Source organism: Flavobacterium sp., assembly GCF_027483985.1.
Classification (GTDB): domain Bacteria; phylum Bacteroidota; class Bacteroidia; order Flavobacteriales; family Flavobacteriaceae; genus Flavobacterium.
The window spans coordinates 1-26650 of record NZ_JAIXTJ010000050.1 but is presented as its reverse complement, the minus strand read 5'-3'; the positions used below and the strand labels follow the sequence as shown (position 1 = coordinate 26650).

Genomic DNA, 26650 nt, shown 5'->3' with positions numbered 1-26650 from the left:
AATTGTAGTTTTATTTTATGAATACAAAAATAGTATATTATTTGATAATATCTTTAACATCGACACTTTTCCCATCTTTAAATGCAATAATAAACGCAGAGGAGTACCCTTTGGTTTTAGCTTCTTGCAATAATTTTTTGGCTTCCTCATAATTTGATGTTTCTCCAAACATGTATTTGTAGATACTATTATTGTAGGAACTCGAAATGTTTCTTAAACCATTAAAATTACTTGGAATGGTTTCTAATTTCTTAGAGCTTGCTGATATTTGTACTTTAAAAACCACACCTTTAGCAGTAGGTTTAGAATCTACTTTAGGTTCGATTTTCTTTATTACAGAGTCAGCTTTTTTTGGTTCTGGTGAAGTTTTTACCGGACTATTTTCTACACGCTGAGATGGTTTGATTTCTTGCGCACCTTCGTCTTCTCCACCGTCAAATAAATCTTTTTTGTAGCTTATAATTGCTTTGGCAATCGCCTCAGCAATATCTTGTTGTCCTTGTTCGGAATCTAAGATATTTCCTTCAACTGGATTAGATAAAAAACCTGTTTCAATAAGAACTCTCGGCATGTAAGCTTTATGCAAAACCATGTAAGGAGCTTGCTTTACGCCTCCACCTCTACTTTTCTTACCTAAATCTTTTACAAACCTATCTTGAATTTTACCCGCTAAAGCAATACTGTTTTCAAGAAATTCTTCTTGCATTATGGTAATACCAAACATTGATTCTGGTTTATTCGGATCAAAACCTTGGTATTTTTGTTTGTAATCTTTTTCAAGTGATATAACGGCATTCTCACGTTTTGCTGCTTCAAGATTAGATGCGTTTTTATTCATACCCATTACATAAGTCTCTGTTCCGTCGGCCACCGTATTTTTGTTCGCGTTACAATGAATAGATACAAAAATATTGGCATCTGCCTTATTGGCTATGTTGGCTCTTTCAATTAAACCTATAAAAACATCGGTTTTTCGGGTATAAATTACGTCGATACTGGCATTTTTTTCTAGTATTTTGCCTACCTTTAAGACAATGGCTAAATTGATGTTTTTTTCAATATGACCGTTATATACCGCACCAAAATCGTGGTCTCCGTGTCCGGCATCTAAAGCTACTTTGAACTTACTAGATTGTGAAAAGCTAAAAATGGAGCACATTAAAAGTGTTACTGAAAGTATATTTTTAGTTCTATATATGTTAATCATTGTTATAAAAGTTAATTTTAATTAAAACTTCAAGGTTATAAATTTATTATTTATCTATTTTTGACGAAAAATAATATGTAAGTTTGGCTGTTCAAAAATCAAGCCATATTTTTACAAAAATAGCATTTAAACCTTTGCGTACAAACTTATTTTATATCGTTTTATCAGCCTATTTCCTAACAATTGGAAGTTCTAGCTTATGTGCTCAAGAAACACCAAAAGGCAAGAAATCTTTTCCTGCTAAAAATCAAGTAAATAGCCCAATAAAACCAACCGACACCGATCCAGAATTACCCAATCCGACCCTTAAAAAAATTGACACTTTAAAGCTCGATACCGTAAAAAAAATGAAATCGGTGCTTGAAGGTAAGGTTAAATATCGTGCTAAAAAATATGCCAAGTTTGATCAAAAGAAAAAAATAATCACGCTCTACGATGGTGCCGAATTGAACTATTTGGATTATGAATTAAAGTCGGGAATCATTGTTTTTGATTATGAAAAGAACGAAGTTTATGCCGGAAGATTAAAAGATTCGTTAGGAAATTATACTCAATTGCCCGTTTTTAAACAAGGCTCTAATATTGTGGAACCCGATTCTATTCGTTTTAATTACAAAACAAAGAAAGCTTTAATTTGGAATTCTAGAACTTCTCAACAAGAAATGAATATTAAAACAGAAATTGTCAAGAAGGAAAACGATTCTGTTTATTTTATGAAAGGTGCTAAAATCACTACTTCTAAAGATCTTGATGATCCAGAGTACTTTTTTTATGCTAGAAAAGCTAAATTGGTTCCTGGCAAAAAAGTCGTAGTTGGTTTGACTAATATGTACATCGCCAATGTTCCTACACCAATAGCCTTGCCTTTTGCTTTCTTCCCTATTACAGAAAAAAGTCGTTCGGGTATCATTCCACCAAGTTTTGGACAGAATAATACTAGAGGTTATGCCTTGCAAAATGGCGGCTATTATTTTGCTTTGAGCGACAACTACGATTTAACAGTACTCGGCGATTATTTCACTAACGGAAGTTATGCTATTCGGTTTGAGTCGAGTTATGCCAGCAAGTATAATTTTAATGGTAACGTAAACGTTAGATTTGAAAATCAGATCAATGGCGAACGTGGTTTTCCAGATTATTCTAAAAGTCGTGTTTATAATATTCAATGGTCACACACCAAAGATGCTAAATCTAATCCTAATTCTAGATTTTCGGCTTCGGTCAATTTAGGTAGTAGCACCTATTTTCAACAATCGTTAAACTTAGCGAATATTGGTTCATCTTTGAATAATACGCTAAACTCTTCTATATCATACCAAAAGACTTTTAATTCAGTACCACAAGTAAATTTGTCGGTAACCGCAAACCATTCGCAAAATACGCAAACGAAGTCTATTAGTATGACTTTACCAACAATTCAAGCCAGTGTGGACCGAATTTTTCCGTTTGCACCGAAAGATGGTATAAAAAAAGGCTTTTTCAAAAACATAAATTTGCAATATAACTTAAGGGCAGAGAATCAATTTCAAACTACTGACAGTTTATTCTTCAAAAAAGAAATGTTTGATCAAGCTAGAACGGGAATGCAACATTCTATTCCGATAAGCACCAATTTCAAGGTATTTAAACATTTTAGTGTTTCTACCTCAGTCAATTATCAAGAAACTTGGTATTTGAAAACGATTCGAAAAGAATTTCAAATTACGAGTACACCTCCAGTTTTACCAACTGGAAAGGTAGTTACCACTGACGTTAACGGCTTTGATGCGTTTAGAACCTATTCGGTTTCGAACTCTATTGGTACAGTAATTTACGGTACGTTTAACTTTAAGGAAACCGCTAAAATTCAATCGATTCGTCATACCATCACACCATCGATATCCCATAGTTATTTACCAAGTTTTTCAAAGTATTACGATACTTATGCTTCCGATGCAAGTGGTAAAATGGAAACTTACACAAGATTTGAAAATGGTGCTTTTGGCGCTCCAAGTAATAGTTTTGCTAATAACATTGGTTTTAACATCAGTAATAAATTAGAAGCAAAAGTAAGAGATAAGGATTCGACCGCAACTGCTCCGAAAAAAATCATTTTGCTGAATAACTTAACGTTTTCTGGAAGCTATGATATGGCAGCCGATTCTTTGCGTTGGTCACCGATGCGTGTTAGCGGTGGAACGCTTTTATTCAAACAAAAAATGAATGTGAATTTTGCAGCCACTTTAGATCCGTATGCGTTAGGAGCTAACAAACAACGAATCAATACCTTTAATATTGAAAATGGCGGTGGACTTTTTAGAATGACGAGTGCAAATATGACTATTAATTATTCACTAAGCAGCTCTAAAGACGAGAAAAAGAAAAACACCCAAGGTACGCGAAATGGTGGTCGAGAAGACGATTTATTTGGTAATAATGCAGAGATTAATAACGTTGATAAGGATTTTAACGAAGACGATAAAGAAGATACATTCACGGGCTTTTACAATGCGGAAATACCCTGGGATGTCAATTTAGCTTATTCGGTCACCTACTCTAATATTACTGGCGAAAAGAATATATCAAGTCACTCTTTGATGGTTTCAGCCAATACTGATTTGACACCAAAATGGCGCATTGGAGTCTCTTCGGGATATGATTTTACCAATAAAGGAGTAACGTTTACGCAGTTGCGATTGAATCGTGATTTAATGAGCTGGAACATGAGTTTCAATTGGTCGCCTTTTGGACAAAATTCGTATTGGGGATTTTTTATAGGCATCAAAGCTGGTGTGTTGAGTGATATTAAATATGATAAGCAACAACAACGAGATCAGACTTTGAGGTAGATTTTGGATTTTAGATATTAGATTTTAGATTTTAGATATTAGATTTTAGATATTAGATTTTAGATATTAGATTTTATGAAACAAATAATTACTACAGATAAAGCTCCAGCTCCTATTGGACCTTATAACCAAGCGGTTTTGATTGGTACTACACTTTATACTTCTGGGCAAATTGCTTTGAATCCGATTACTATGGAATTAGTGATGGACAGCATTGAGGCAGAGACTAAACAAGTTATGGAAAATATGAAAGCGGTTTTAGCTGCAGCTGAAATGACTTTTGAAAACGTTGTAAAAACAACCATTTTCATAATGGATATGAATGACTTTGCTGCCATTAATAGTGTTTACGGACAGTACTTTGATGAATCGACTGCTCCAGCTCGTGAAACGGTTCAAGTGGCTGGATTGCCTAAAGGTGTGAATGTGGAAATTTCAATGGTTGCAGTGCGATAGATTGCGTCCTGATTATTTATATTTTATAGAAATAATTACGTTTTAGCTTTGGACCATATGTTTATGTAGCTGATTGCATTAGAATACTTGTACTTTTTCTCCAATCTATAGACCAGTTTTTACTCCAAAACTTCTATTCCTAAAAGTAATAATTGTGCTGTTGCTTCGTTGGTTGCTAAGGGTACGTTATGGACATCACAAACACGAATTAGCATGTTAATATCCACTTCGTGCGGATGATTAGACATTGGATCTTTGAAAAACAATACCATTTTTGTCTTTCCTTCGGCTACTCTTGCTGCAATTTGTGCATCGCCACCAAGTGGACCAGATAGCATTTTTTTAACTTTAAACCCAGCGGCTTCTGCTTTTCCACCAGTGGTTCCGGTTGCAATTAACTTGATGTTTTCTTTAATCAGAATTTCTTTGTTTTTGTTTAAAAACTGTACTAAATCAGCCTTCTTTCCGTCGTGTGCTATTATTGCTATTTCCATATCGATTGAATTATTTATGCTGTAAAAATAAAAAAACCTGACGTGCTAGTCAGGTTTTTCTACTTATTTATTTAGAATATGATAAGCAATCAATCCGTCGATTGGACGTCTTAGTACATTACCAACTTTTATTCTATGTTTGGTTAAAACTTCAACCAATTCGTCTTTTAGATAGAAAGCTATCGAACCAACGAAGTGTACTGGAATTTCAGTGCAATTATCAAATTGTTTGATGTAATTTTCAACAAATTCTTCTAACTCAGCAAAGATGAATTTTCTACAGAATTCGGTATCTTTATGTTTGATTAAAAACTTTGCAAACGTCGCTAAATAGGCGTTTGGATTAGGTTCTTTATACAAATTATGTTTCACTGCATCTGGTTCGATGTCGTATTCTTGTTCAAATTCTAAAGCCAATTCTTTAGGCATTTTATTGAAATAGTAGCCACGTAATAAATGACGACCAAAACGATTACCAGAACAATCATCCATAGCGATGTACCCTAGTGATTGTACTTTTTGATGTAGTACTTTCCCATCAAAATAACTGCAATTTGAACCTGTACCTAAAATACATACGATAGCTTCTGCATCTTTCGGTGTAGTAGCATAAACTGCAGCGTAGGTATCTTCGTGAACAGAAACTGATGCATTTGCGAAATATTCTTGAAAAGCCACGGTTAAAAAATTTTTCATTCGATCGGTACCGCATCCAGCGCCGTAAAAAAACAAATGAGTAGCTTTATCTTTATTGTGTGAGATATCGAATTTATCGTCTAAACGACTGATGATTTCTTCTTTATCTAACACTTCAGGATTTAATCCTAAGGTTTGTGTCGTGAACAATACTTTTCCGTTGTCGTCTATCGCAATCCAATCGGCTTTTGTAGATCCACTATCAACTAATAATTTCATTGGTTGGGTTTGTTTGTGTTGGAAAATAGAAAATCCCGAACACCAATAATTAGTCTTCGGGATTTCATTTTAATATTATAAACCAGCTATGTGTACTGATAAATCGATTAATTTGCTTGAATAACCGTATTCGTTATCATACCAAGAAACCAGCTTGAAGAATGTTGAATTTAACCCAATTCCGGCTTTAGCATCGATAATTGATGTTCTTGAATCGCCAACGAAATCTTGAGATACAACATCATCTTCTGTAAATCCTAAAATACCTTTTAATTCATTTTCAGAAGCTTTTTTCAAAACTGCCATGATTTCATCATAAGAAGTTTCTTTAGCCACTTTAACTGTAAGGTCTACAACAGAAACGTCAACCGTTGGTACTCTAAATGACATTCCAGTTAATTTACCATTTAAAGCTGGGATAACTTTTCCAACAGCTTTGGCAGCACCAGTTGATGATGGAATAATATTTACACTTGCAGCACGTCCGCCTCTCCAGTCTTTTCTTGAAGGACCATCAGCGGTTAATTGTGTTGCTGTAGTAGCGTGTACTGTTGTCATTAATCCTTCTACAATTCCGAAGTTGTCATTGATTACTTTTGCTAATGGAGCCAAACAGTTTGTTGTACAAGAAGCGTTAGATACGATAGTGTCTGAAGCTTTTGCTTCGGTATGGTTTACACCCATAACAAACATTGGAGCGTCTGCAGATGGCGCTGAAATAACTACTTTTTTAGCACCACCTTCGATGTGGTATTGTGCTGTTTCTAAAGTTGTGAAAATTCCAGTACATTCTGCAACTACATCCACATCAACTGAAGCATCATCCCATTTGATTTGTTTTGGATCTTTTTCAGCCGTTACTCTGATGAATTTATCGTTTACATAAAGTTGTCCGTCTTTCACTTCTACTTTTCCTGCAAAGCGACCGTGCACTGAATCATATTTTAATAAGTAAGCTAAATGATCTACATCTAATAAATCATTGATAGCAACAACTTCTACGTTATCTCTATTGAATGTTTCTCTAAAAACAATTCTTCCAATTCTTCCGAATCCGTTAATTCCTAATTTTACTTTTGACATTTTTTACTTTGTTTATTGTTTATTGTTTATCGTTCATAGTTGTTGGTTACTAGTTAATTGCAAGAACAATTCACTAAAAAACCATTTACTATAAACTGTTTATGTTGTCATAATATCTGACACTCTTAATAATTCTCTATCAATTTCAGAATGACCTTTGATGGCTTGTTCTAATGGCGTTAAGGCAACTTTATCATTTAAAATACCTACCATATAATTAGATTTTCCTTCAAGAATAGATTCTACCGCTTTCACGCCAAGTCTACTTGCTAAAACTCTGTCGTAACAAGAAGGCGAACCACCTCTTTGCATGTGACCTAAAACCGAAACTCTGATATCGTATTCTGGAAAGTTTTCTTCGATATAATCTTTTAGTTCGAAAACGTTTTTACCAATTTTATCACCTTCAGCAATTACAACGATACTAGAAGATTTTCCTGATGCTTTACTTTTACGTAATGATTCTAGAAGACGTTCTAAACCTAAATCTTCTTCTGGAATTAAAATTTCTTCTGCTCCAGCACCAATTCCGGCGTTAAGTGCGATGTGTCCGGCATCACGTCCCATAACTTCTACTAAGAACAGACGGTTGTGTGAACTAGCTGTGTCGCGAATTTTATCAATGCAATCTACAACCGTATTTAGCGCTGTATCGAAACCTAAAGTGTGACTAGTACCAAAAATATCATTATCAATAGTACCAGGAATACCCATTACTGGATATCCGAATTCGTTGTTAAAAACTTCAGCACCTGTAAAAGACCCGTCACCACCAATCACTACTAACGCATCGATGCCGCTAGCAACCAGATTTTCGTGTGCTTTTTTGCGTCCTTCTAACGTCATGAATTCTTTAGAGCGCGCTGATTTTAAAATTGTTCCTCCTTTATTGACAATATTATTTACAGAACGTGGTCCCATTTCTTTAAAATCACCTTCTATCATTCCTTGGTAACCTCTATAAATTCCGACACATTCAATGTTGTGGAAGGCACAAGTTCTAACAACAGAACGAATAGCTGCATTCATTCCTGGCGAGTCACCACCAGAGGTCAATACACCTATTTTTTTTATCGTTTTTGACATAATTTTATGTTTTAAAATGTAAATTTAGCAAAGAATAAGCATATAAGTAAGGAGATTTTTACCAATATGATAAAATACGTGAAATTCAATCGTTTTCGTTGATAAGTTTTGAGTTATCAAGAATGTAAATTGCGAATTCCATAAAAAAAACCTGAATTAATCGTCTTCAGGTTTTCCTTCATTATTAGGTCTTATTTCGGGTGTAGTATCTTTTTTCTCTTCCTTCTTATCTTTATCCATTTGGATATAATCAGGAAGCATTTCGGAATCGTCGTGGTTTTCGATTAGTTGTTTTTTTTCACGATCAATTTTAGATCTAAAAATTTTATTAATTAGTTCTTTGAAGGTATCAAAATCTACTTCGTAAGAAACACCAGCGCCTTGCGTATAACCGATGCCTTGTCCGATATAGTTGATGTCGTTTTCACGATTAAATATCCTTAAATTCAAAGTTCCGTCATCGTTAACACGATATTGTGCTTCAAAGTTGCCCACAATGGCCGTTTCAGAAACACCACCTGTTGGCACACCTACTCGACCGTTGATGGTTATTCGCTCGTTAATTTGAGTAGTCACCGATGCAACCACTCGACCGTCTGTGGGATTAAGCGACGTTCTATCGGCTGAAGTGTAGGTGACGTCTACAATTAATTTTCCGTCTTTGTCGTTAAATAAATCTCCAAATAATCCGCTAGCGGTTTCGAAAAAGCTGTTCGTAAGTTGTGACTGACTTATTCCTTCTGGACTTAAAAATCCGCCTGTAGAAAGTAAATAAAGAGCTTGCTTTTGACGGGTATCTTTATCACTTAATTTAGTATCAATTTCAGATCGCAACACCGAGCTAACGTTTGGAAAGTTGATATTAAAGTCCGGATCAGGATTATTGATCGTTCCTTTTAAATCAATTAGTACTTCAACAGGAATTTTTTTATTAAACGAGGCGTTATCAATTAATACAGCAGGATTAGCCGTAATATTTCTAGAAACTGCTTGCAGATTTAAAGTCGCATTAAAAGGATTTCCTGTCCAAGCGATGTATCCGAATTTTTTTACATCAAACTTTTTATCAATTAATCCACCATATTTAAAGTTGTACGAACCTTCCCAAATGGTAAAGTCACCATACATTTCAAATTTACCGAGTGTATTAATTCGCATTGATAATCCGCCATTACCTTTACCTTTCATTCCGTGACCAGAATCTCTATCCAAAATCACTTCAATAGTAGCGTCGGTAGTGATGTCAAATTCAAAATTCATTTGAAGTCCGTTATAGTTTCTAATGAATTCGGTTTGCTTGGTATTCAATCCCATTTTCTCATTTTTAGACAAGAATTGGATATAGTTGTTTTCGCTCACGGCAGAAGCATCGTTGATAGGGATTTTAATATCGGTTCCTTTTTTAGATTTTGCATTGACGTTAATCTCTAAACCATTGGTTGGACCTTTAATCGTTGCACTTCCGTCGATGAAAGCCCTACCAAAATAGGCTGCATCTTCTTTATCTTCGGTATTTAAAGCTACAATATTATCTGAATCAATACTTAAATCTAACTCCCAATCGCCAAACTGTTTGTGTTTGATAAATCCTTTTAAATCGCCTTGCGTATTAAATTTAGTGTCTGAAATTTTAGTTCGTTGAATGATAAACTTATTTTGAGTCACATCAATAATGGAGTTGTCTTCAAGAGCATAATCCACATTTAAATAAGGAATAGTTACGCCAGCATCATTAACAAACAGTCTTCCGTTGTAATCGATATTATTAACATCACCACTCAAACTTGCTTTGCCAGATACAAATCCTCTTATATTTGACAACACTTCACCTCCTAAATTACCCAAAACACCTAAATTGAAATTTTGAAAATTTAAATCTAAATCAATCAGTGTGGTTTTGTCGACAATTTGAAGATTTCCGCCAGCTTCGAATGATTTGAAATTTTCATTTTCGATTTTAGAGTCGATATTAAATTTGGTAAAATCATTATTTCCTTCGATATCAAGGTTTAAATTACCCAATTCGTTTTCGTTGATTAAAAGATTGGTTATCTCTACTTTTGCTGTGGGTTGGTAGACCGCATTTTTCTGTTTTAAATATACTTCTCCATTTAAATTTCCATCAAATTTAAATTGCTTTACATCGGGTGTGACTTTATTTAAGTTTACATCGTGAAAGGTTAGTTGGATGTCTTTTTCGGTTTTTCCGTTTATCAAACCTTTTAACGCAACCGATTGCTTTTCGTGTGAAACAATGATATCATCGAAGGTAAAACTGCTTAACTTTTTATCAAAAATGATTTTATTTTTATCGTTTTCTTCTTCATTGATGTACCACAAATAATCCTTAAACATCATTTCCGATTTGTTAAAACCCACGATGTTTTGATTGTTTTGATCAATAGTATGGTATAAATTCAAGTTATAAAAGTCATTTCCTTTTTCGCCACCTTTAAACTCTGTTCGAAAGGATAAGGTATCTTTAGATGTTGCATTGATCAGAGAAAAATCTCTGATTTTATAATTTTTAACTTTGATACTGTCCATTTGCACATAAGTATTGTACAATGGATTTTTATTGTCTACTTCGAGTAATACTTTATCTAAATGCGTTCCAAAAACATCAATCGTTGTCGATGTGAAATTTAATTTGAAATCATTATCATCACTTTTAATTATTCCACCAAGAACAGCATCTTCACTGAAAGAGATGTCTGGATTTAAAATTTCGATTATTTTATTGAACTCCGTAAAATTAAATTTAAGATACTGCCCTTTCTTTAACAAATTGGGTTTGTAATTGGTATACAAGCTACCAATAGAGTTTTGAATCATTCCAGGTATTTGATTGATATCAAACTTACCTTGTACTTTTCCATTAACTTCATTTGGAGAATATAAAGAAATGGTACGTTCGTTTTCCGAATTAAAACTTGAATTGATGGTTAGATTATCAAAGAAATAAATGTCTTTTGTATTTTGATATGAGGCATTAGTCACTATAACATCTCCTTTCATATTATTGAGGTTGCTTCCCGAAACTTTCATAACCACATCGCCTTTAAAAACAGCAACTGCATCAGACATGAAATTTAAGTTTTTAAGGTTTGCATAATCCACTTTGGCGTGAAAATCATATAAATTTTCTTTTTTGCTCAAATCTACAATACCATCAAAATCAAAGTATAAATTAGGATCATTTACATTAATTGCACCTTTGAAAATTGGTTTTTTGAAACTTCCATCGGCCAAAATATTTTTATAAGTATATCCGTTGTATCTGATGCTACTTACTTCGCCAGAAAATTTAGTGTCTAAATATCTTTCGGTAAAACCTTTTCCATCCACATCAACATCCATCGAGACCTTTCCTACATCTTTTCGATTTAAAAAACTTCCTACATCAAAATTATCTAGAACAATATTTCCTTCATAGTTGGCATTGTCAATGTTGTCAATATTTGACATTGAAAGTTTGGAGATCACATTACCCAATTTGGTTTGCAAACTAAAATCACTTTCAATTGTTTTGGTAGTTATTTCGGCATCGCCAATGATTGTAAACTGACCGAGTTTTTTTAAAGAAGAAGGTAATTTTTTACCAAGAACATTTGGTAAAAGTTTTACTAGATTATCATAACTTGAAGTAACTCTGTCAAAAGAACCCTTCATATAAAACGAACCTTGGTCTTTTTTAGCAAAAAGATTTTTGAAATTCACATCGCCTTTGATCTCAGAATTTCTTGTATCTTTGAGTTTTAAATTTTTGATATACAAATTGTTTAACGTACCATCAATTTTACCGCTAAAATCAAACAATTGGTTTTTTCCTAATTCATCATAAAAATATCGGATATCATTAGAAGCAATAGTAGCTTTTTTGGAATTAACGTCAAAAATTACACGGTTGTTAAAGTCGGCAAAATCTTTTCTGTCGTATTTTAGAATCACGTCACCTTCAAAATTAGATTCCGCAGTTTTAAGCATAGTTTCCTCTAGGCGGATATTTTGCTTGGTGTAAGTAAACTTTGTTTTTAAATCCTCTACAAACAAACCGTGGTGTTCTTGAAAAGACATTTTTTTAATGTTAGTAGTAACATTCGGACCTAAAATTTTAAAATCGGAAGCCGTAGCATTAATTTTGGTAAAATCTACATTCTTTGGGATTTTGCTATTATAATTGTGTTGACTAAAACGACAATTGACTAGCAAAACCTCGGTAGCCGTCATTAAAAATGGTTTGGATTTAGGTTTACCGTTATCAAAAGCTTCTACGAATTTATTAAAATTAGAATCTTTATCGCCTTTGTATGTTTTTTCGTTTAGAATAAGTTCTTCTGCCTTGATAGTGCCGAAAATTAATTCACCATCCAATAATTTTTTAGAATCAAGAACGGATGTTACCAACCTTTTGGCGTAAATTAAAGTGTCTTTTTTCTCATCTTTAATCATCACCTTCTTAAGTTGCACACCACCAAAAACGGTTACTTCAACCTGCTCTACATAAATATCTGTACCATATTGTTTGTTGAGCTTTTCAGTAAAATAATGGGCGATTTTGGTTTGAACAGAAGGCAGTGAAAGCGCAATACCAATACCTAGTAGCAACACCAATAACGTTAAGAAAATACCTAGAATTATTTTCTTAATTTTTTTAAAACGTGTATTTACTTTTTTTTCTTTCAAAATTTATTTTGGCAATGAGTAACAAACATCGAAAATAGTTACTTTTGTATTCGATGTAAAAATAATCGATTTATAACGGTTATTCAAATATAATTCAAAAATTATGCCTAATGATAAATAATGACGTTTATATTTTAGCAATTGAAAGTTCGTGTGACGATACTGCCGCTGCTATTTTAAAAAATGACAAAGTATTATCTAATGTTGTTGCTGGTCAAAAAATTCACGAAGAATATGGTGGCGTTGTGCCTGAATTGGCTTCAAGAGCGCACCAGCAAAACATTGTACCTGTGATTGATAGCGCCTTGAAGAAAGCCAATATTGAAAAAAGTCAGCTCTCAGCCATTGCCTTTACACAAGGTCCAGGTCTAATGGGTTCGCTTTTGGTAGGTACTTCGTTTGCTAAATCATTGGCGTTATCCTTAAACATACCCATTATTGCTGTTAATCATATGCATGCCCATATTTTGGCCCATTTTATTGATGAAGAAGGATATGATAAACCTGAATTTCCCTTTTTAGCCTTGACAATTTCGGGCGGACACACACAAATTGTTAGAGTCAATGGATTTTTTGATATGGAAATTATTGGTGAAACTACTGATGATGCCGTTGGTGAAGCCTTTGACAAATCGGCAAAAATAATGGGACTTCCCTATCCAGGCGGACCATTAATTGATAAATTTGCGAAAGAAGGAAATCCGAAGAAATATAAATTTACCAAACCCAAAGTCGACGGATTGAACTTTAGTTTTTCAGGATTAAAAACCCAAATTCTGTATTTCATTCAGAAAAACGTTGCTGAAAATTCAAATTTTATTGAGGAAAACAAAGCTGATATTTGTGCTTCCATTCAAGATACTATCATTGAGATTTTGATGGAGAAATTAAAAATGGCCGTTGCAGAAACAGGCATTACTCATATTGCAATTGGCGGCGGAGTTTCAGCAAATTCAGGAATCAGACAAACTTTGAAAGACGCCGAAGCAAAGTATGGTTGGAAAACATTTGTACCAAAATTTGAATACACCACCGATAATGCAGCTATGATTGGTATCGTAGGTTACCAAAAATATTTAGAAAATAAATTTACTAATGCTACTGTGGTATCTAAAGCACGAATAGAATTTTAAGATGCAATTATTTTATAATCCCAACATTACTTTAACCGATGATTCTTTTGTTTTTGACAAAGAAGAAAGTAAACACATTATTAAAGTATTGCGTAAAAAAGAAGGTGACATCTTGTTTGTAACCAATGGATTGGGGTATTTATTTAAAACAGAAATTGCATTGGCTTCCGACTCTAAATGTACGGTTACAATCGTATCTTCTGAAAAGCAAGAACCTTCTGGTTTTCACTTGCATTTGGCGGTTGCTCCGACAAAAATGAACGAGCGCTATGAATGGTTTTTAGAGAAGGCAACCGAAATTGGAATTCACGAAATCACACCCATTATTTGCGACCATTCCGAACGAAAAGTGGTAAAAACTGATAGGTATCAAAAAATCATTGAATCAGCGATGAAACAATCCTTGCATTATTTTATTCCAAAATTAAACGAACCAATTTCTTTTAAAGAATTTGTCAAAAAAGACTTTAGCGGTCAGAAATTTATTGCGCATTGTGAAGAAACGGATAAGAAATCTCTTAAAAGCGAATTAAAAGCTGATGAAAATGTTGTTTTGTTAATTGGTCCGGAAGGTGATTTTTCAACTAAAGAAATACAATTAGCTTTGGATACCAAGTTTACTCCGATATCTTTGGGAAATACTAGATTAAGAACCGAAACTGCAGCCGTTGTAGCTTGTCATACGGTTGTTTTACTTAACGAATAACTCTTATGAAAAAAATATTTTTTGCATTCCTGTTACTAACTTCGATTTCTTATTCACAAGAAATTGCCTTATTAAAATATAACGGTGGCGGCGATTGGTATGCTAATCCGACGTCTTTACCGAATTTGATAAAATTCACCAATCAAGCTATTAACACAAAAATAAAAACTAAACCAGCAACCGTTGAGCCTGGAAGTCCTGATTTATTTTCGTACCCATTTGTTCATATGACCGGACACGGCAATGTAGTTTTTAGTGATGCTGATATTTTGAATTTAAGAAATTACTTACTGTCTGGTGGTTTTCTCCATATAGATGATAATTTTGGTATGGATGAATTCATAAGAAAAGAAATTAAGAAAATTTTTCCGAATGGCAATTTAATTGAATTACCGTCAAGCCACGCTATTTTTCAAGGACCGTTTATTTTTTCGAATGGTTTGCCTAAAATACACGAGCACGAAGGAAAACGACCGCAAGCCTATGGCATTTTTGAAAACAACCGATTGGTGTTGTTGTATACCTTTGAGTGTGATTTAGGTGATGGTTGGGAAGATGCCGATGTTCACAATGATCCAAAAGAAGTACGTGAAAAAGCTTTAAAAATGGGTGCTAACATCTTAAACTACATTTTTAATAATTAATTTGCTTGCATTTCATCGATTTAATAAAATTTATCGCTAAAATTATTTTTTTATTTAATTTATATGTTATAAAATTGCGTAACTATTAATTAACCAAAACTATAATTTATGAAAAAAGTTCTTTTATCAGCGTCTTTATTGGCGATGTTGTTTTCTTGTCAAAGTGAAGATTCTAAAATAGTATCTGAAAACACTCAAGCGCAAAGATTTTGTGCTTCACAAGAAGTTTTAGAAAGACAATTAAAAGAAGATCCAGAAATGGCTTTAAGAATGAATGAAATTGAATCATTCACAGAAAACTTTACTAAAAACAATCCAAATTACAGATTAGTAAACGGAAAAATTGAAATCCCAGTAGTAGTTAATGTATTGTACAGAACTGCTGCGGAAAATATTTCATTGGCTCAAATTCAATCACAAATTGATGTTTTAAACAAAGATTTTAATGCTACAAACTCTGATTTCAGTCAAGTTCCTGCCATCTTTTCAGGCGTAAAAGCAAATGTGGGTATTTCTTTTGTTTTAGATCAAGTTATTAGAAAGTCAACCACTAAATCTTCTTGGGGAACAAGAGATGCAATGAAAAAAACTAATCAAGGTGGTTTAGCACCAGTTTCACCAACAACAAAAATGAATCTTTGGGTTTGTACTATTGGTGGTGGTATTCTAGGGTATGCTCAATTTCCAGGTGGATCATCTGCTACAGATGGAGTTGTGATTGATTCAAAATACCTAGGAACTACAGGTACTGCTACAGCACCTTACAACTTAGGAAGAACTGGAACTCACGAAGTTGGTCACTGGATGAATTTACGTCACATTTGGGGTGATGCAACTTGTGGAAGTGATTTAGTTGCTGATACTCCAACGCACAACGAACCTAACTACGGTGTTCCTGCTTATCCTCATTTAAGTACTTGTTCTGGTACACCTGTTGAAATGACTATGAACTATATGGATTATACTGATGATAGAGGTATGTACATGTTCTCTAACGGACAAAAAGCTAGAATTGATGCTATTTTTGCTGTTGGTGGTTCAAGAGCTTCTTTCAGAAACTAAAATAAATTCTATTTGAAATTTAAAATCTCGTTCATCTTTATGGACGAGATTTTTTTTATATTTTTACTCGGTAAATTAAAATGTATGATAAATTCAAAAATAATCGCAAACGGAATTGTACGAGCAGTACTATTATTAGCAGCTTTAGTGCTACTTTTTTGCTTTATTTATCAAATACAAACCGTATTGGTTTACTTAGTTGTTGCCATAATACTTTCCTTAATAGCTAATCCGATTGTTGAATTTTTTAGAAATAGGTTGAAATTTTCAAATACACTTGCAGTCGTTGCAACGTTAATTATTTTTTTATCTTTTTTAATTGGTCTGATTTTGTTATTTGTTCCACTAATTACTTCACAAGGGAATAATTTATCTTTATTAGATACTGATTCAATTCAACAACGACTAGTTAGTTTGTATGGTCAATTAAAAGTTTATCTTGACGGTCATAACATTGATATTGAAAAGTTGATTAAAGAAGCTGACTTGACCTCTAAGTTAAAGTTCAATTTTTTTACAGACTTTTTTAATTCTGTAATCAATACTATAAGTAGTTTTGGAATAGGATTAGCTTCGGTATTTTTCATAACTTTTTTCTTATTGAAAGATAAAGTACAATTCATCGTTGGAGCGAAGAAAGTACTTCCGGACGATCACGAGGATAAAATTTTGAATTCTATCTACAAAATCAAAGAATTACTGTCACGCTATTTTATTGGCTTACTAATTCAGCTGACCATAATTTGTATTTTATATTTAATTGTATTATTAATTTTTGGAGTTGAAAATGCCTTTGTAATAGCCTTTCTGTGCGCAATTCTAAATATAATTCCGTACATCGGTCCATTAATCGGTTCGGTTTTGGCAGGAATATTAACGATGTTAAGCACCATTAATAGCGATTTTCAAACCGTAACGCTTCCGACAACTATTTATGTTACCATAGGTTTTTTCATTGTTCAAATGATTGATAACAATGTCTCCTCACCCATTATCTTTTCTAAAAGTGTAAATTCGCATCCTTTAGAAATTTTTCTTGTGATTTTGATAGTGGGAATGTTATTTGGTATTACCGGAATGATCATTGCTATTCCGTTATTTACCATTTTGAAAGTTGTTGGAAAAGAGTTTTTTCCTGATAACAAAATCATTAAAGTAATGACTAAAAATATCTAATTTTTTAGCAAAAATTATCTGATTATATGCTCTTTGACGAATTACAAGCTCCCGAAATCCAGAACTTTATTGTTGAAAAAACAGGAATTGAAATTTCTAAATTAGCACTTCAAAAAAATCCATTTAATTCTCTAGATTATAAGATTATTTTAAATCAAATTGAGTCGCGAACTAAAGCAAAAGACAAACTTCCGACTTGGTTTTCTTGTAAAAACATTATTTATCCTGCTAAAATTTCTATAGAGCAAACCTCTTCTGAAGCGACAGCAAAGTATAAAGCTTCATTAGTTTCAGGGTCGAATTTGATTGACCTCACTGGAGGATTTGGCATTGATGATTACTATTTTTCAAAAAAAATAAATTCGGTTGTTCACTGCGAAATTAATGCCGAGTTGTCTTCAATTGTTGCACATAATTGTATTCGCCTCAATGCAACTAAAATAAAATGTGTTGAAGGAGATAGTCTTGACACACTTCAAAATTTGAATCAAAAATTTGATTGGATTTACATTGATCCTTCCCGACGAAGTGATGCCAAAGGCAAGGTATTTATGCTAAAAGATTGCTTGCCCAATGTGCCTGAACTTCTTGAAATCTACTTTAACTATTCAGATTCAATATTGCTTAAAACAGCACCCATTCTTGATATTGCTGCTGGATTGGACGAATTACGAAATGTAAAGGAAATTCACATTGTAGCTTTAAATAATGAAGTTAAAGAATTGCTTTGGATTTTGCAGAAAAATTATAGCAAATCTGTTACTATAAAAACAATCAACTTAACCAAAGAAGTTGATGATGCATTTGATTTTCAATTAAAAACTGAAAACTCTGCTACGTATGGTTTACCACAAAAGTATCTTTATGAACCCAATAGTGCAATTATGAAATCTGGAGGTTTTGAGCAAGTTTCGTCCTTTTTTTCGATTGATAAACTGCACAAACATTCGCATTTATATACCTCAAATGATTTAATTGATTTCCCTGGTAGAATTTTTGAAATTCAAAAAATCCTTTCCTATTCCAAAAAAGATATGAATGAACATTTGGCCAATACGAAAATGAATATTACCACAAGAAATTTTTCTGAATCAGTTGAAAACATTAGAAAAAAATGGAAAATTAAAGATGGTGGAACCGATTATTGTTTTTTTACAACCGACCAAAATGAAAATAAAATAGTGTTACTTTGCACCAAAATAAATTCTAAATGAAAAAATTAATTTTATCACTACTTTTCTTAGTACTTGCTTTAAATACTGTTGCACAAACTGATTGTGAATATAGCTCCAATGTCACTGATAGCCTTGGTACTTATAAATCGACCAAAGAATATTTAATGCACGAACGCGTTTTTGGAAACAGTAAAACATCGATTTATTTTTCATTGATCAATGCCGACGGATTACTTTCGTTAAACGTTCAATTAATCAGTAAAAGTACCGACTTTATTGCCGCAAGATGTTTTGATAAAAACTCAAAAATTTATATTCAACTAACCAATGGTAAAATCATCACTTTAATTGCACCAGAGACTGAAACTTGTGGGAATGCTGTGATGAACGAGAAAGAAAATATAAGAGTTTTAAACGGCTACTTTTTATTTTCAAAAAACAACTTTGATGAATTAAAAAATGCGACTATATCGTTTATTAGAATAAAATTTTCTGGTGAAACTATTGATTATATTACCAAAAGTGCATTAACCTCTGAAATTGATAAGAATACTTACTTTCCTGAAAACTATTTTATAAAGTATTTAAAATGTGTTCAATAATTAAGGGCATTCCCATTTAAAATTGGCTATTTTATCTTTAGTGCTATCATTTAAATTATAATGCCACCATTCTGAATCAAACGATTTGAAATTGTGTTTTAGCATTATGCTTTTTAACAACAATCTATTTTGTTTGACTTTTTTGGAACTGTTCGCATAATTATGGCTTGCTTCTAGTCCGAAAAAATCAAAATCTGTACCCATTTCAAGTTCTTTGCCTTTGGCATCAACTAGTGTTATATCAATAGCTCCACCTCTATTGTGAATGGAACCTCTTGCAGGATTTGCCACATAATCGGCATTAGGCATAATTTCCCACATTTTTTTCTGTACATCTAAAGGTCTGTAGCAATCAAAAATTTTTATTTGGTAACCAAGCGCTTTAAATTCCTCATTAGCTTGAATTAGATTTTTTATGGTTTTTAATCTTAAATAACATTCCTCACAGTCATAAACTTTACTTTTCAAAAAATTATCCTCAGTAGCATACTTCATATCGAAAATAAAATCGGAACTAAAATCAGTTAATTTGACAAAGGAAGAATCGTTTATGCCGTCGTAGATCGCAATTGAATTCCCTGATAAATAATTATTAGATAATATTTTTTTGCTTTTATCAAATGAAGAAACGGTCGAAGAGCAGCTAAAAAGGAGAAATACTGGTAGGACAATTATAAAAAAGAATTTAAATTTCATTGAAGATTGTTTATTTTGACAATTTACGAAATTTTATAAAACAAAAAAACCTTCTTTAAAAAAGAAGGTTTGATTTGTGATCCCAGAAGGATTCGAACCTTCGACCTACGCATTAGAAGTGCGTTGCTCTATCCAGCTGAGCTATGGAACCAAAATAAGTTTTTAAAAAAACTCAAAAAGTCGGGGTGGCAGGATTCGAACCTGCGGCCTCCTGCTCCCAAAGCAGGCGCGATAACCGGGCTACGCTACACCCCGAAAACAAAAAAAGCGGAGAGTAAGGGATTCGAACCCTTGGTACAGTTTCCCATACGCATGTTTAGCAAACATGTCCTTTCGGCCACTCAGGCAACTCTCCAAAATTCAATATATTTAATAAGAACTTTTCTCTTTAAGCGGTTGCAAATGTAAGGTATCATTATAATATTTACAACATTTTATACTCTTTTTTTTGATATAATTTAAACATTTTAATGAATTACTTAAAAATCAAATGAATAGAAATAAATATTTTTTTAATATCGAATTAATAATCGAATATCTTTGAATGTAAAATGAATTTTACTTAAAAAATAGTAAATTTGCAGTACAAACTAACAAACCAATCCCGATAAAAAGGGCAATATTAAAAATTATGAATAAAAAAATAGTTATTGTTTCCGCTGTTAGAACTCCGATTGGAAGTTTTATGGGTTCTCTATCCACCGTTTCGGCTCCATTACTTGGTGCTGCTGCTATCAAAGGTGCTTTGAATCAAATTAATTTAGATCCTAATTTAGTTGACGAAGTATTTATGGGTAATGTTGTTCAAGCCGGTGTTGGACAAGCTCCAGCAAGACAAGCGGCACTTTTTGCAGGATTATCAAATGAAGTTGCTTGTACGACTGTAAATAAAGTTTGTGCTTCAGGAATGAAGTCCATTATGTTTGGAGCTCAAGCTATCTTGGCTGGTGATGCTGAAATTGTAGTTGCTGGTGGAATGGAAAATATGAGTATGATTCCGCACTATGTTCATATGCGAACTGGAGTTAAATTCGGACCAACTACTATGCAAGATGGTATGCAAAAAGATGGATTGGTTGATGCCTATGATAATAATGCTATGGGCGTTGCTGCTGATTTTTGTGCAACCGAATATAAAATTACTCGTGAAGAGCAAGATGCTTTCGCAATTCAATCGTATGAGCGTTCAGCAAAAGCTTGGGAAGCTGGAAATTTTGATTCAGAAATTGTACCTGTTGCTGTTCCTCAAAGAAAAGGTGACCCAATTATGGTTACTAAAGATGAAGAATATACTAATGTAAAATTAGATAAAATCCCTAACCTTAATGCTGTTTTTACAAAAGAGGGTACAGTTACTGCCGCTAATGCTTCTACCATAAATGATGGTGCTGCAGCTGTAATCCTTATGAGTGAAGAAAAAGCAATGTCACTTGGATTAAAACCTTTAGCTTATATCAAATCTTATGCAGATGCTGCGCAAGAGCCAAAATGGTTTACTACATCACCGGCAAAAGCATTACCTAAAGCATTAGATAAAGCAGGTTTAGCTTTGTCTGATGTGGATTATTTCGAATTTAATGAGGCTTTTTCTGTTGTAGGTTTGGCAAATGCAAAAATATTGGGATTGCCAAATGATAAAGTAAATGTAAACGGTGGTGCCGTTTCTTTGGGACATCCTCTTGGTTGTTCAGGTGCAAGAATTGTAGTAACCTTGATTAATGTATTACAACAAAATAATGCCAAAATAGGTGCTGCAGCAATCTGTAATGGTGGTGGCGGTGCTTCTGCAATTGTTATTGAAAAAGCTTAATTAAAATTTTACTATAATTGAATGTTTGCCATTTGTAATTTATCAATTGTTCCGTTAAGGATTGAAGCTAGTGATAGAAGCGAAATTGTTTCTCAAATACTTTTTGGAGAACATTTTGAAATTCTTGAACACAATAAGCAATGGTCAAAAGTTAGATTACATTTTGATGACTATGAAGGTTGGATTGACAGTAAACAATACCAACTAATTTCAGAAGAACATTATCAAATGCTTTGCAAAGAAGCTACAATTTTGAATTTTGATTTGGTAGAATACATCACTGCAAAAACTACTTTACTACCCATAACGCTTGGAGCTTCGTTATCATTTTTGAATTATAGCGAAATCAATACCGAAAATTATGAATTTGAAGGTCTTAAAATTAGTGGTGTAAAACCTAAATCTCATTTAATAAATACGGCTTATATGTATTTGAATGCTCCTTATTTATGGGGTGGAAAAACACCTTTTGGTATAGATTGTTCTGGTTTTACGCAAATGGTTTATAAACTTAATGGTTATCAATTGTTACGTGATGCTTCACAACAGGCAACCCAAGGAGATGTTTTAAGTTTTATTGAAGAAAGTGAACCTGGAGATTTAGCTTTTTTTGATAATGAAGAAGGAAATATCATTCACGTTGGAATAATGTTAGAAAACAATTACATCATTCACGCTAGCGGAAAAGTAAGAATAGACCGATTAGACCATTTAGGCATTTATAATGCTGAACTTAATAGGCATACACACCGATTGAGAGTGATTAAAAAAATTATATAAATAAAAAAAGCGTTCTGTGTAGAACGCTTTTTTTTATATGCTATTGCAATTTATTTCATTGCTTTGATTTTATCATTCAATTCAAGAAAACTATAAACTGATTTCAAATTACTTTTAACTACTTCGTTGCTTGGATCTAATTCTAAAGCTTTTTCTAAAACTGGCATTGCTTTATTGAATAGTTTTTGACGTTCTGCTTTTAAAACCTCATATTGTTTTTGGTCTTTTGCACTTACGCCAAGATTATTCATGTCTTTTACAATTTTTGCATCTGGTTTTAGAATGATATCAGATAAATTTAGATAAGCATCTGTATATTTAGGATCAATTTCAATTACTTTCTTGTAATACTTTTCAGCTTCCTCTAATTGATTTGCATTTCCGCTAGTAACTCCTAAATTAAATAATAAAACTTTGTCATTTGGACTTTTCAATAAGGCTTCATTGATTAATCTCTTATAACTTTCCGTGTCATTCATTTTTAAATAAATGTCAGCTTCATAAGTAATTAAGTTTACGTCATCTGGGTTTTCTTTTCTAGCATCAGCAAGAGCAGCTTTAGCCTCATCTTTACGATCTAATTCCACCAAAATTAACGCAATATTTTTAGTTATTTCCCCTTTTTTAGATGGCTCCTTTTCTTCTCTTGGATTGATGTGTGTTCCTAATTTTACTAAATTATCTCTTTCCTCTTTTTTAGTATAATTTTCCTCTTGACCTGTCGCTTTATTTTTAGCTACAAAGAAAGTTTTTTCTCCTGAATAGTTGATTGCTTTCAATTCTTTGTAATACTTTAAAGAATTTTCATAATCTTGAGCGTTAACAGCATAATTAGCAGCATAGTATAAATTGTCTACATCTTTTTTATCTAACTGATAAATTCCGTATAAAACTTCGGCTGCTTCTTTTTGCTTCTTTTCGTTACCTAATCTAATAGCGTAATTTAACAAATCAGGTTTTATACCACCAATCGTCTCAATAATATCGTCTGTTTGAATTTTTTTACCTACTTTTTTCTCGTAGTCAAGGGTTTTGTTCAATCCAGTAGCTAAATTAGAAATAGCTTTAGGATTCACAAATTTCATCATCGCCATTTGAATTTGCAACGGTGTCATTGATTTGTCTAAAGCAAAATATTCTAAAACTGGCGTCATGGATTTATAAAATTCAGCGTAAACTTTATCGCCTTCCTCTATAGCAAGTGGCTCTAACTTTGCCACTAAAGCTTTGTATTCTACTAAATCTGCACCTTTAATTTCTTCTTTTGCATAAATCTTTTTTAACGCTTTCAACTCGTCTTTTTGGGCGAAAGAAGCAACAGAAACTAATAATGAACTCGCAATTATTATTTGTTTAATTTTCATAATGGTCTTAATTATTTATTATTTGTATGAAGTAACAAAAGCTATGCCACCAGTAAAAATAAAGGAAAACATAGCTTTTAATTTTTATGGTTTATCAAAATTTATTCTTCTGAATCATCATCTGCGTCATCAGCATCTTCTTCTTGATTATCTACAACATCGTCGTCATCAGCATCGTCTTCGATAATTGCATTTGGATCAATTTCTAATTCTTCTCCGTCAATTGCAATGGCCTCTTCCTCTTCGTCTTTCATTACTTTTGTAACTGCTGCAATAGAATCGCTTCCTTTTAAGTTAATCAAACGAACACCTTGCGTTGCTCTTCCCATAACTCTTAAAGTAGAAACATCCATTCTGATTGTTAAACCAGATTTATTGATAATCATTAAATCATCGGCATCAGTTACGGTATTAATAGAAACCAAAGCACCAGTTTTTTCGGTGATGTTCAACGTTTTCACACCTTTTCCGCCACGGTTTGTAATTCTGTAAACCGCTTCACCTTCATCTTCTAATTTGGTTCTTTTTCCGTAACCGTTTTCAGTAACTACTAATAATTGGGTTTCATTTATATTGTTTTCATCAACAGAAACCATTCCGATAACTTCATCTTGGTCGTCTCTCAAAGTAATTCCTCGAACTCCAGATGCGGTTCTTCCCATTGGACGCGTCTTAGCTTCTTCAAAACGAACTAATTTACCGGATTTAACAGCAATTAAAACTTGGCTTCTTCCGTTAGTTAACTCTGCTCCTAATAATTCATCACCGTCTTTGATAGTAATTGCAGCAACACCATTAACTCTAGGTTTAGCATATTTTTCTAAAGAGGTTTTCTTCACTTGACCTTTTTTAGTAGCCATAATGATGTAATGATCTTTGATGTATTCTTGATTTTTTAAATCTTGCGTACAAATAAATGCTTTTACTTTATCATCACTTTCAATATTGATCAAGTTTTGAAGAGCACGACCTTTACTTTGTTTGTTTCCTTCCGGAATTTCGTACACACGCATCCAATAACATTTCCCTTTTTGGGTAAAAATCAATAGGTAATTGTGGTTGGTTGCAACAAATAAGTGTTCTAAGAAATCTTGATCTCTTGTTCCTGCACTCTTTTGACCAACTCCACCTCTATTTTGCGTTTTATATTCGGTTAAAGAAGTACGTTTGATATAACCAGCATGTGAAATTGTAATTACAACATTTTCATCAGCAATTAAATCTTCAATACTTACATCGCCACCTGCATATTCAATTACAGAACGACGTGCATCACCATATTTATCTCTAATTTCAATCAACTCTTCTTTAATTAAAGCCATACGTAAATCCTTACTAGCTAATAATTCTTTTAAGTGGTTGATTAATTTCATTATTTCTTCGTATTCCGCACGAAGTTTATCTTGCTCAAGACCTGTTAACTGACGTAAACGCATTTCAACAATAGCACGAGCTTGAATATCTGATAAATTGAAACGCTCAATTAATTTACCTCTAGCTTCTTCTCCATCTTTAGAGGCACGGATTAATGCAATTACTTCGTCAATATTGTCAGAAGCGATGATTAAACCTTCTAAAATGTGAGCTCTTTCTTCTGCTTTTCTTAATTCAAATTGTGTTCTTCTAACTACAACATCGTGGCGGTGTTCTACAAAATAGTGAATCAAATCTTTTAGATTCAACATTTGAGGTCTACCATTTACTAATGCAATATTATTTACACTGAAAGAAGATTGTAATTGCGTATACTTATATAAGGTATTCAATACTACATTGGCAACAGCATCACGTTTTAAGATGTAAACGATACGCATACCGTTTCTATCCGATTCGTCACGAATATTGGCAATACCTTCAATTTTTTTCTCATTTACCAAGTCAGCTGTTTTCTTAATCATTTCAGCTTTGTTCACTTGGTATGGAATTTCGGTAACGATAATCGATTCTCTTCCGTCTACTTCTTCGAAGCCTACTTTAGCACGCATTACAATTCTACCTCTTCCGGTCTTGAACGCTTCACGAACACCTTCATAACCATAAATCACACCACCAGTAGGGAAATCAGGTGCTTTGATGTGGTTCATTAATTCGTCAACTTCAATTTCTTCGTTGTCAATATAAGCTAACGTACCATCAATAACTTCTGTTAAATTGTGTGGTGCCATATTAGTAGCCATACCCACGGCAATTCCCGATGCTCCATTGATTAATAAATTAGGAACACGTGTTGGCATAACTGTTGGCTCATAAAGCGTATCGTCAAAGTTCAGTTTGAAATCAACTGTTTCTTTGTCAATATCTGCCATAATGTCTTCCGACATTTTTTTCATTCTTGCCTCGGTGTAACGCATTGCAGCCGGACTATCACCGTCTACCGAACCAAAGTTACCTTGTCCATCAATTAATAAATATCGTAAACTCCATTCTTGTGCCATACGAACCATCGCATCATACACAGAGGTATCTCCGTGTGGATGGTATTTACCTAAAACTTCTCCAACAATTCTAGCAGATTTTTTGTGAGCTCTATTAGAAAAAACTCCTAAATCATACATTCCATAAAGTACTCTTCTGTGTACTGGTTTCAAACCGTCACGCACATCTGGTAATGCTCTAGATACAATAACCGACATCGAATAATCGATGTAAGCTGACTTCATTTCGTCTTCAATGTTAATAGGAATTAACTTTTCTCCGTCAGACATATTTATAAATTTTTAAAATAAATTAATTTAGAATTCAAACGT

Annotated in this window: 20 protein-coding genes and 3 tRNA genes; 11 read left to right on the top strand and 12 right to left on the bottom strand. The window is 33.2% G+C overall.

Going from position 1 to position 26650, the window contains the following annotated elements; translation table 11 throughout:
* Window positions 1-37 precede the first annotated feature (37 nt).
* Complete coding sequence (locus Q0050_RS12465) at window positions 38-1207, bottom strand: N-acetylmuramoyl-L-alanine amidase (RefSeq protein WP_298396299.1); 1170 nt, start codon at window positions 1205-1207, stop codon at window positions 38-40.
* Between the two features lie 134 nt (window positions 1208-1341).
* Between Q0050_RS12465 and Q0050_RS12460 the strand changes: the two genes are divergently transcribed.
* Together Q0050_RS12460 and Q0050_RS12455 are read left to right on the top strand one after the other, a co-directional pair.
* The gene (locus Q0050_RS12460) at window positions 1342-4035 is read left to right on the top strand and encodes a putative LPS assembly protein LptD (RefSeq protein WP_367277176.1); all 2694 of its coding nucleotides are present in this window, start codon (window positions 1342-1344) and stop codon (window positions 4033-4035) included.
* 75 nt (window positions 4036-4110) lie between these two features.
* Window positions 4111-4491 (top strand): RidA family protein, encoded by a 381-nt coding sequence (locus Q0050_RS12455; RefSeq protein WP_298396292.1) that lies wholly within the window; start codon window positions 4111-4113, stop codon window positions 4489-4491.
* 119 nt (window positions 4492-4610) lie between these two features.
* Here the strand turns inward: Q0050_RS12455 and Q0050_RS12450 are convergent, their stop codons facing one another.
* The 5 genes from Q0050_RS12450 to Q0050_RS12430 form a co-directional block, all read right to left on the bottom strand.
* Window positions 4611-4985, bottom strand: a complete 375-nt coding sequence (locus Q0050_RS12450) for a methylglyoxal synthase (RefSeq protein ID WP_298396289.1) — start codon at window positions 4983-4985, stop codon at window positions 4611-4613.
* Between the two features lie 63 nt (window positions 4986-5048).
* Complete coding sequence (locus Q0050_RS12445; protein ID WP_298396286.1) at window positions 5049-5900, bottom strand: BadF/BadG/BcrA/BcrD ATPase family protein; 852 nt, start codon at window positions 5898-5900, stop codon at window positions 5049-5051.
* 75 nt (window positions 5901-5975) lie between these two features.
* A complete protein-coding gene (gap, locus tag Q0050_RS12440; protein ID WP_298396284.1) occupies window positions 5976-6983 on the bottom strand; it encodes a type I glyceraldehyde-3-phosphate dehydrogenase in 1008 nt (335 codons plus the stop codon).
* A gap of 99 nt (window positions 6984-7082) precedes the next feature.
* The gene (gene pfkA / locus Q0050_RS12435) at window positions 7083-8069 is read right to left on the bottom strand and encodes a 6-phosphofructokinase (protein ID WP_298396281.1); all 987 of its coding nucleotides are present in this window, start codon (window positions 8067-8069) and stop codon (window positions 7083-7085) included.
* Between the two features lie 156 nt (window positions 8070-8225).
* The gene (locus Q0050_RS12430; protein WP_298396278.1) at window positions 8226-12755 is read right to left on the bottom strand and encodes a translocation/assembly module TamB domain-containing protein; all 4530 of its coding nucleotides are present in this window, start codon (window positions 12753-12755) and stop codon (window positions 8226-8228) included.
* Window positions 12756-12865: 110 nt separating this feature from the next.
* Here Q0050_RS12430 and tsaD point away from each other — a divergent pair, with 110 nt between their 5' ends.
* The 7 genes from tsaD (at window position 12866) to Q0050_RS12395 (ending at window position 19253) form a co-directional block, all read left to right on the top strand.
* On the top strand, window positions 12866-13888 hold the full coding sequence (tsaD, locus tag Q0050_RS12425; protein ID WP_298396274.1) for a tRNA (adenosine(37)-N6)-threonylcarbamoyltransferase complex transferase subunit TsaD: 1023 nt from the start codon (window positions 12866-12868) through the stop codon (window positions 13886-13888).
* Window position 13889: 1 nt separating this feature from the next.
* Window positions 13890-14594 carry a 16S rRNA (uracil(1498)-N(3))-methyltransferase gene (locus tag Q0050_RS12420; RefSeq protein WP_298396271.1) on the top strand — a complete coding sequence of 235 codons (705 nt, stop codon included), beginning with the start codon at window positions 13890-13892 and terminating at the stop codon, window positions 14592-14594.
* A 5-nt stretch (window positions 14595-14599) separates the two neighbouring features.
* Window positions 14600-15238, top strand: coding sequence for a DUF4159 domain-containing protein (locus Q0050_RS12415; RefSeq protein ID WP_298396268.1), 639 nt, complete (start codon window positions 14600-14602; stop codon window positions 15236-15238).
* 108 nt (window positions 15239-15346) lie between these two features.
* Window positions 15347-16300, top strand: a complete 954-nt coding sequence (locus Q0050_RS12410; protein ID WP_298396265.1) for a zinc metalloprotease — start codon at window positions 15347-15349, stop codon at window positions 16298-16300.
* Window positions 16301-16384: 84 nt separating this feature from the next.
* On the top strand, window positions 16385-17476 hold the full coding sequence (locus Q0050_RS12405; RefSeq protein WP_298396262.1) for an AI-2E family transporter: 1092 nt from the start codon (window positions 16385-16387) through the stop codon (window positions 17474-17476).
* Window positions 17477-17502: 26 nt separating this feature from the next.
* Window positions 17503-18690, top strand: a complete 1188-nt coding sequence (locus tag Q0050_RS12400; protein ID WP_298396260.1) for a class I SAM-dependent methyltransferase — start codon at window positions 17503-17505, stop codon at window positions 18688-18690.
* Entirely contained in the window at window positions 18687-19253 is a 567-nt protein-coding gene (locus Q0050_RS12395; protein WP_298396257.1) for a hypothetical protein, read from the top strand. The genes Q0050_RS12400 and Q0050_RS12395 overlap by 4 nt, the downstream gene beginning before the upstream one ends.
* On the opposite strand, the gene Q0050_RS12390 is transcribed toward Q0050_RS12395, so the two are convergent.
* From Q0050_RS12390 to Q0050_RS12375, 4 genes are all read right to left on the bottom strand, one after another.
* A complete protein-coding gene (locus Q0050_RS12390) occupies window positions 19254-19949 on the bottom strand; it encodes a M15 family metallopeptidase (protein WP_298396254.1) in 696 nt (231 codons plus the stop codon). It lies immediately after the preceding gene.
* A 77-nt stretch (window positions 19950-20026) separates the two neighbouring features.
* Window positions 20027-20100: transfer RNA gene (locus Q0050_RS12385), tRNA-Arg, on the bottom strand.
* Between the two features lie 29 nt (window positions 20101-20129).
* Window positions 20130-20204: transfer RNA gene (locus Q0050_RS12380), tRNA-Pro, on the bottom strand.
* A gap of 13 nt (window positions 20205-20217) precedes the next feature.
* Window positions 20218-20304 (bottom strand) — tRNA-Ser (locus tag Q0050_RS12375).
* 276 nt (window positions 20305-20580) lie between these two features.
* On the opposite strand from Q0050_RS12375, the gene Q0050_RS12370 reads away from it, so the two are divergent.
* Complete coding sequence (locus Q0050_RS12370; protein ID WP_298396251.1) at window positions 20581-21759, top strand: acetyl-CoA C-acyltransferase; 1179 nt, start codon at window positions 20581-20583, stop codon at window positions 21757-21759.
* A gap of 21 nt (window positions 21760-21780) precedes the next feature.
* On the top strand, window positions 21781-22539 hold the full coding sequence (locus Q0050_RS12365) for a C40 family peptidase (RefSeq protein ID WP_298396248.1): 759 nt from the start codon (window positions 21781-21783) through the stop codon (window positions 22537-22539).
* A gap of 50 nt (window positions 22540-22589) precedes the next feature.
* Here Q0050_RS12365 and Q0050_RS12360 read toward each other — a convergent pair whose 3' ends face one another.
* On the bottom strand, window positions 22590-23903 hold the full coding sequence (locus Q0050_RS12360; protein WP_298396247.1) for a tetratricopeptide repeat protein: 1314 nt from the start codon (window positions 23901-23903) through the stop codon (window positions 22590-22592).
* Window positions 23904-24004: 101 nt separating this feature from the next.
* Entirely contained in the window at window positions 24005-26608 is a 2604-nt protein-coding gene (gene gyrA / locus Q0050_RS12355; RefSeq protein WP_298396244.1) for a DNA gyrase subunit A, read from the bottom strand.
* Window positions 26609-26650 lie beyond the last annotated feature (42 nt).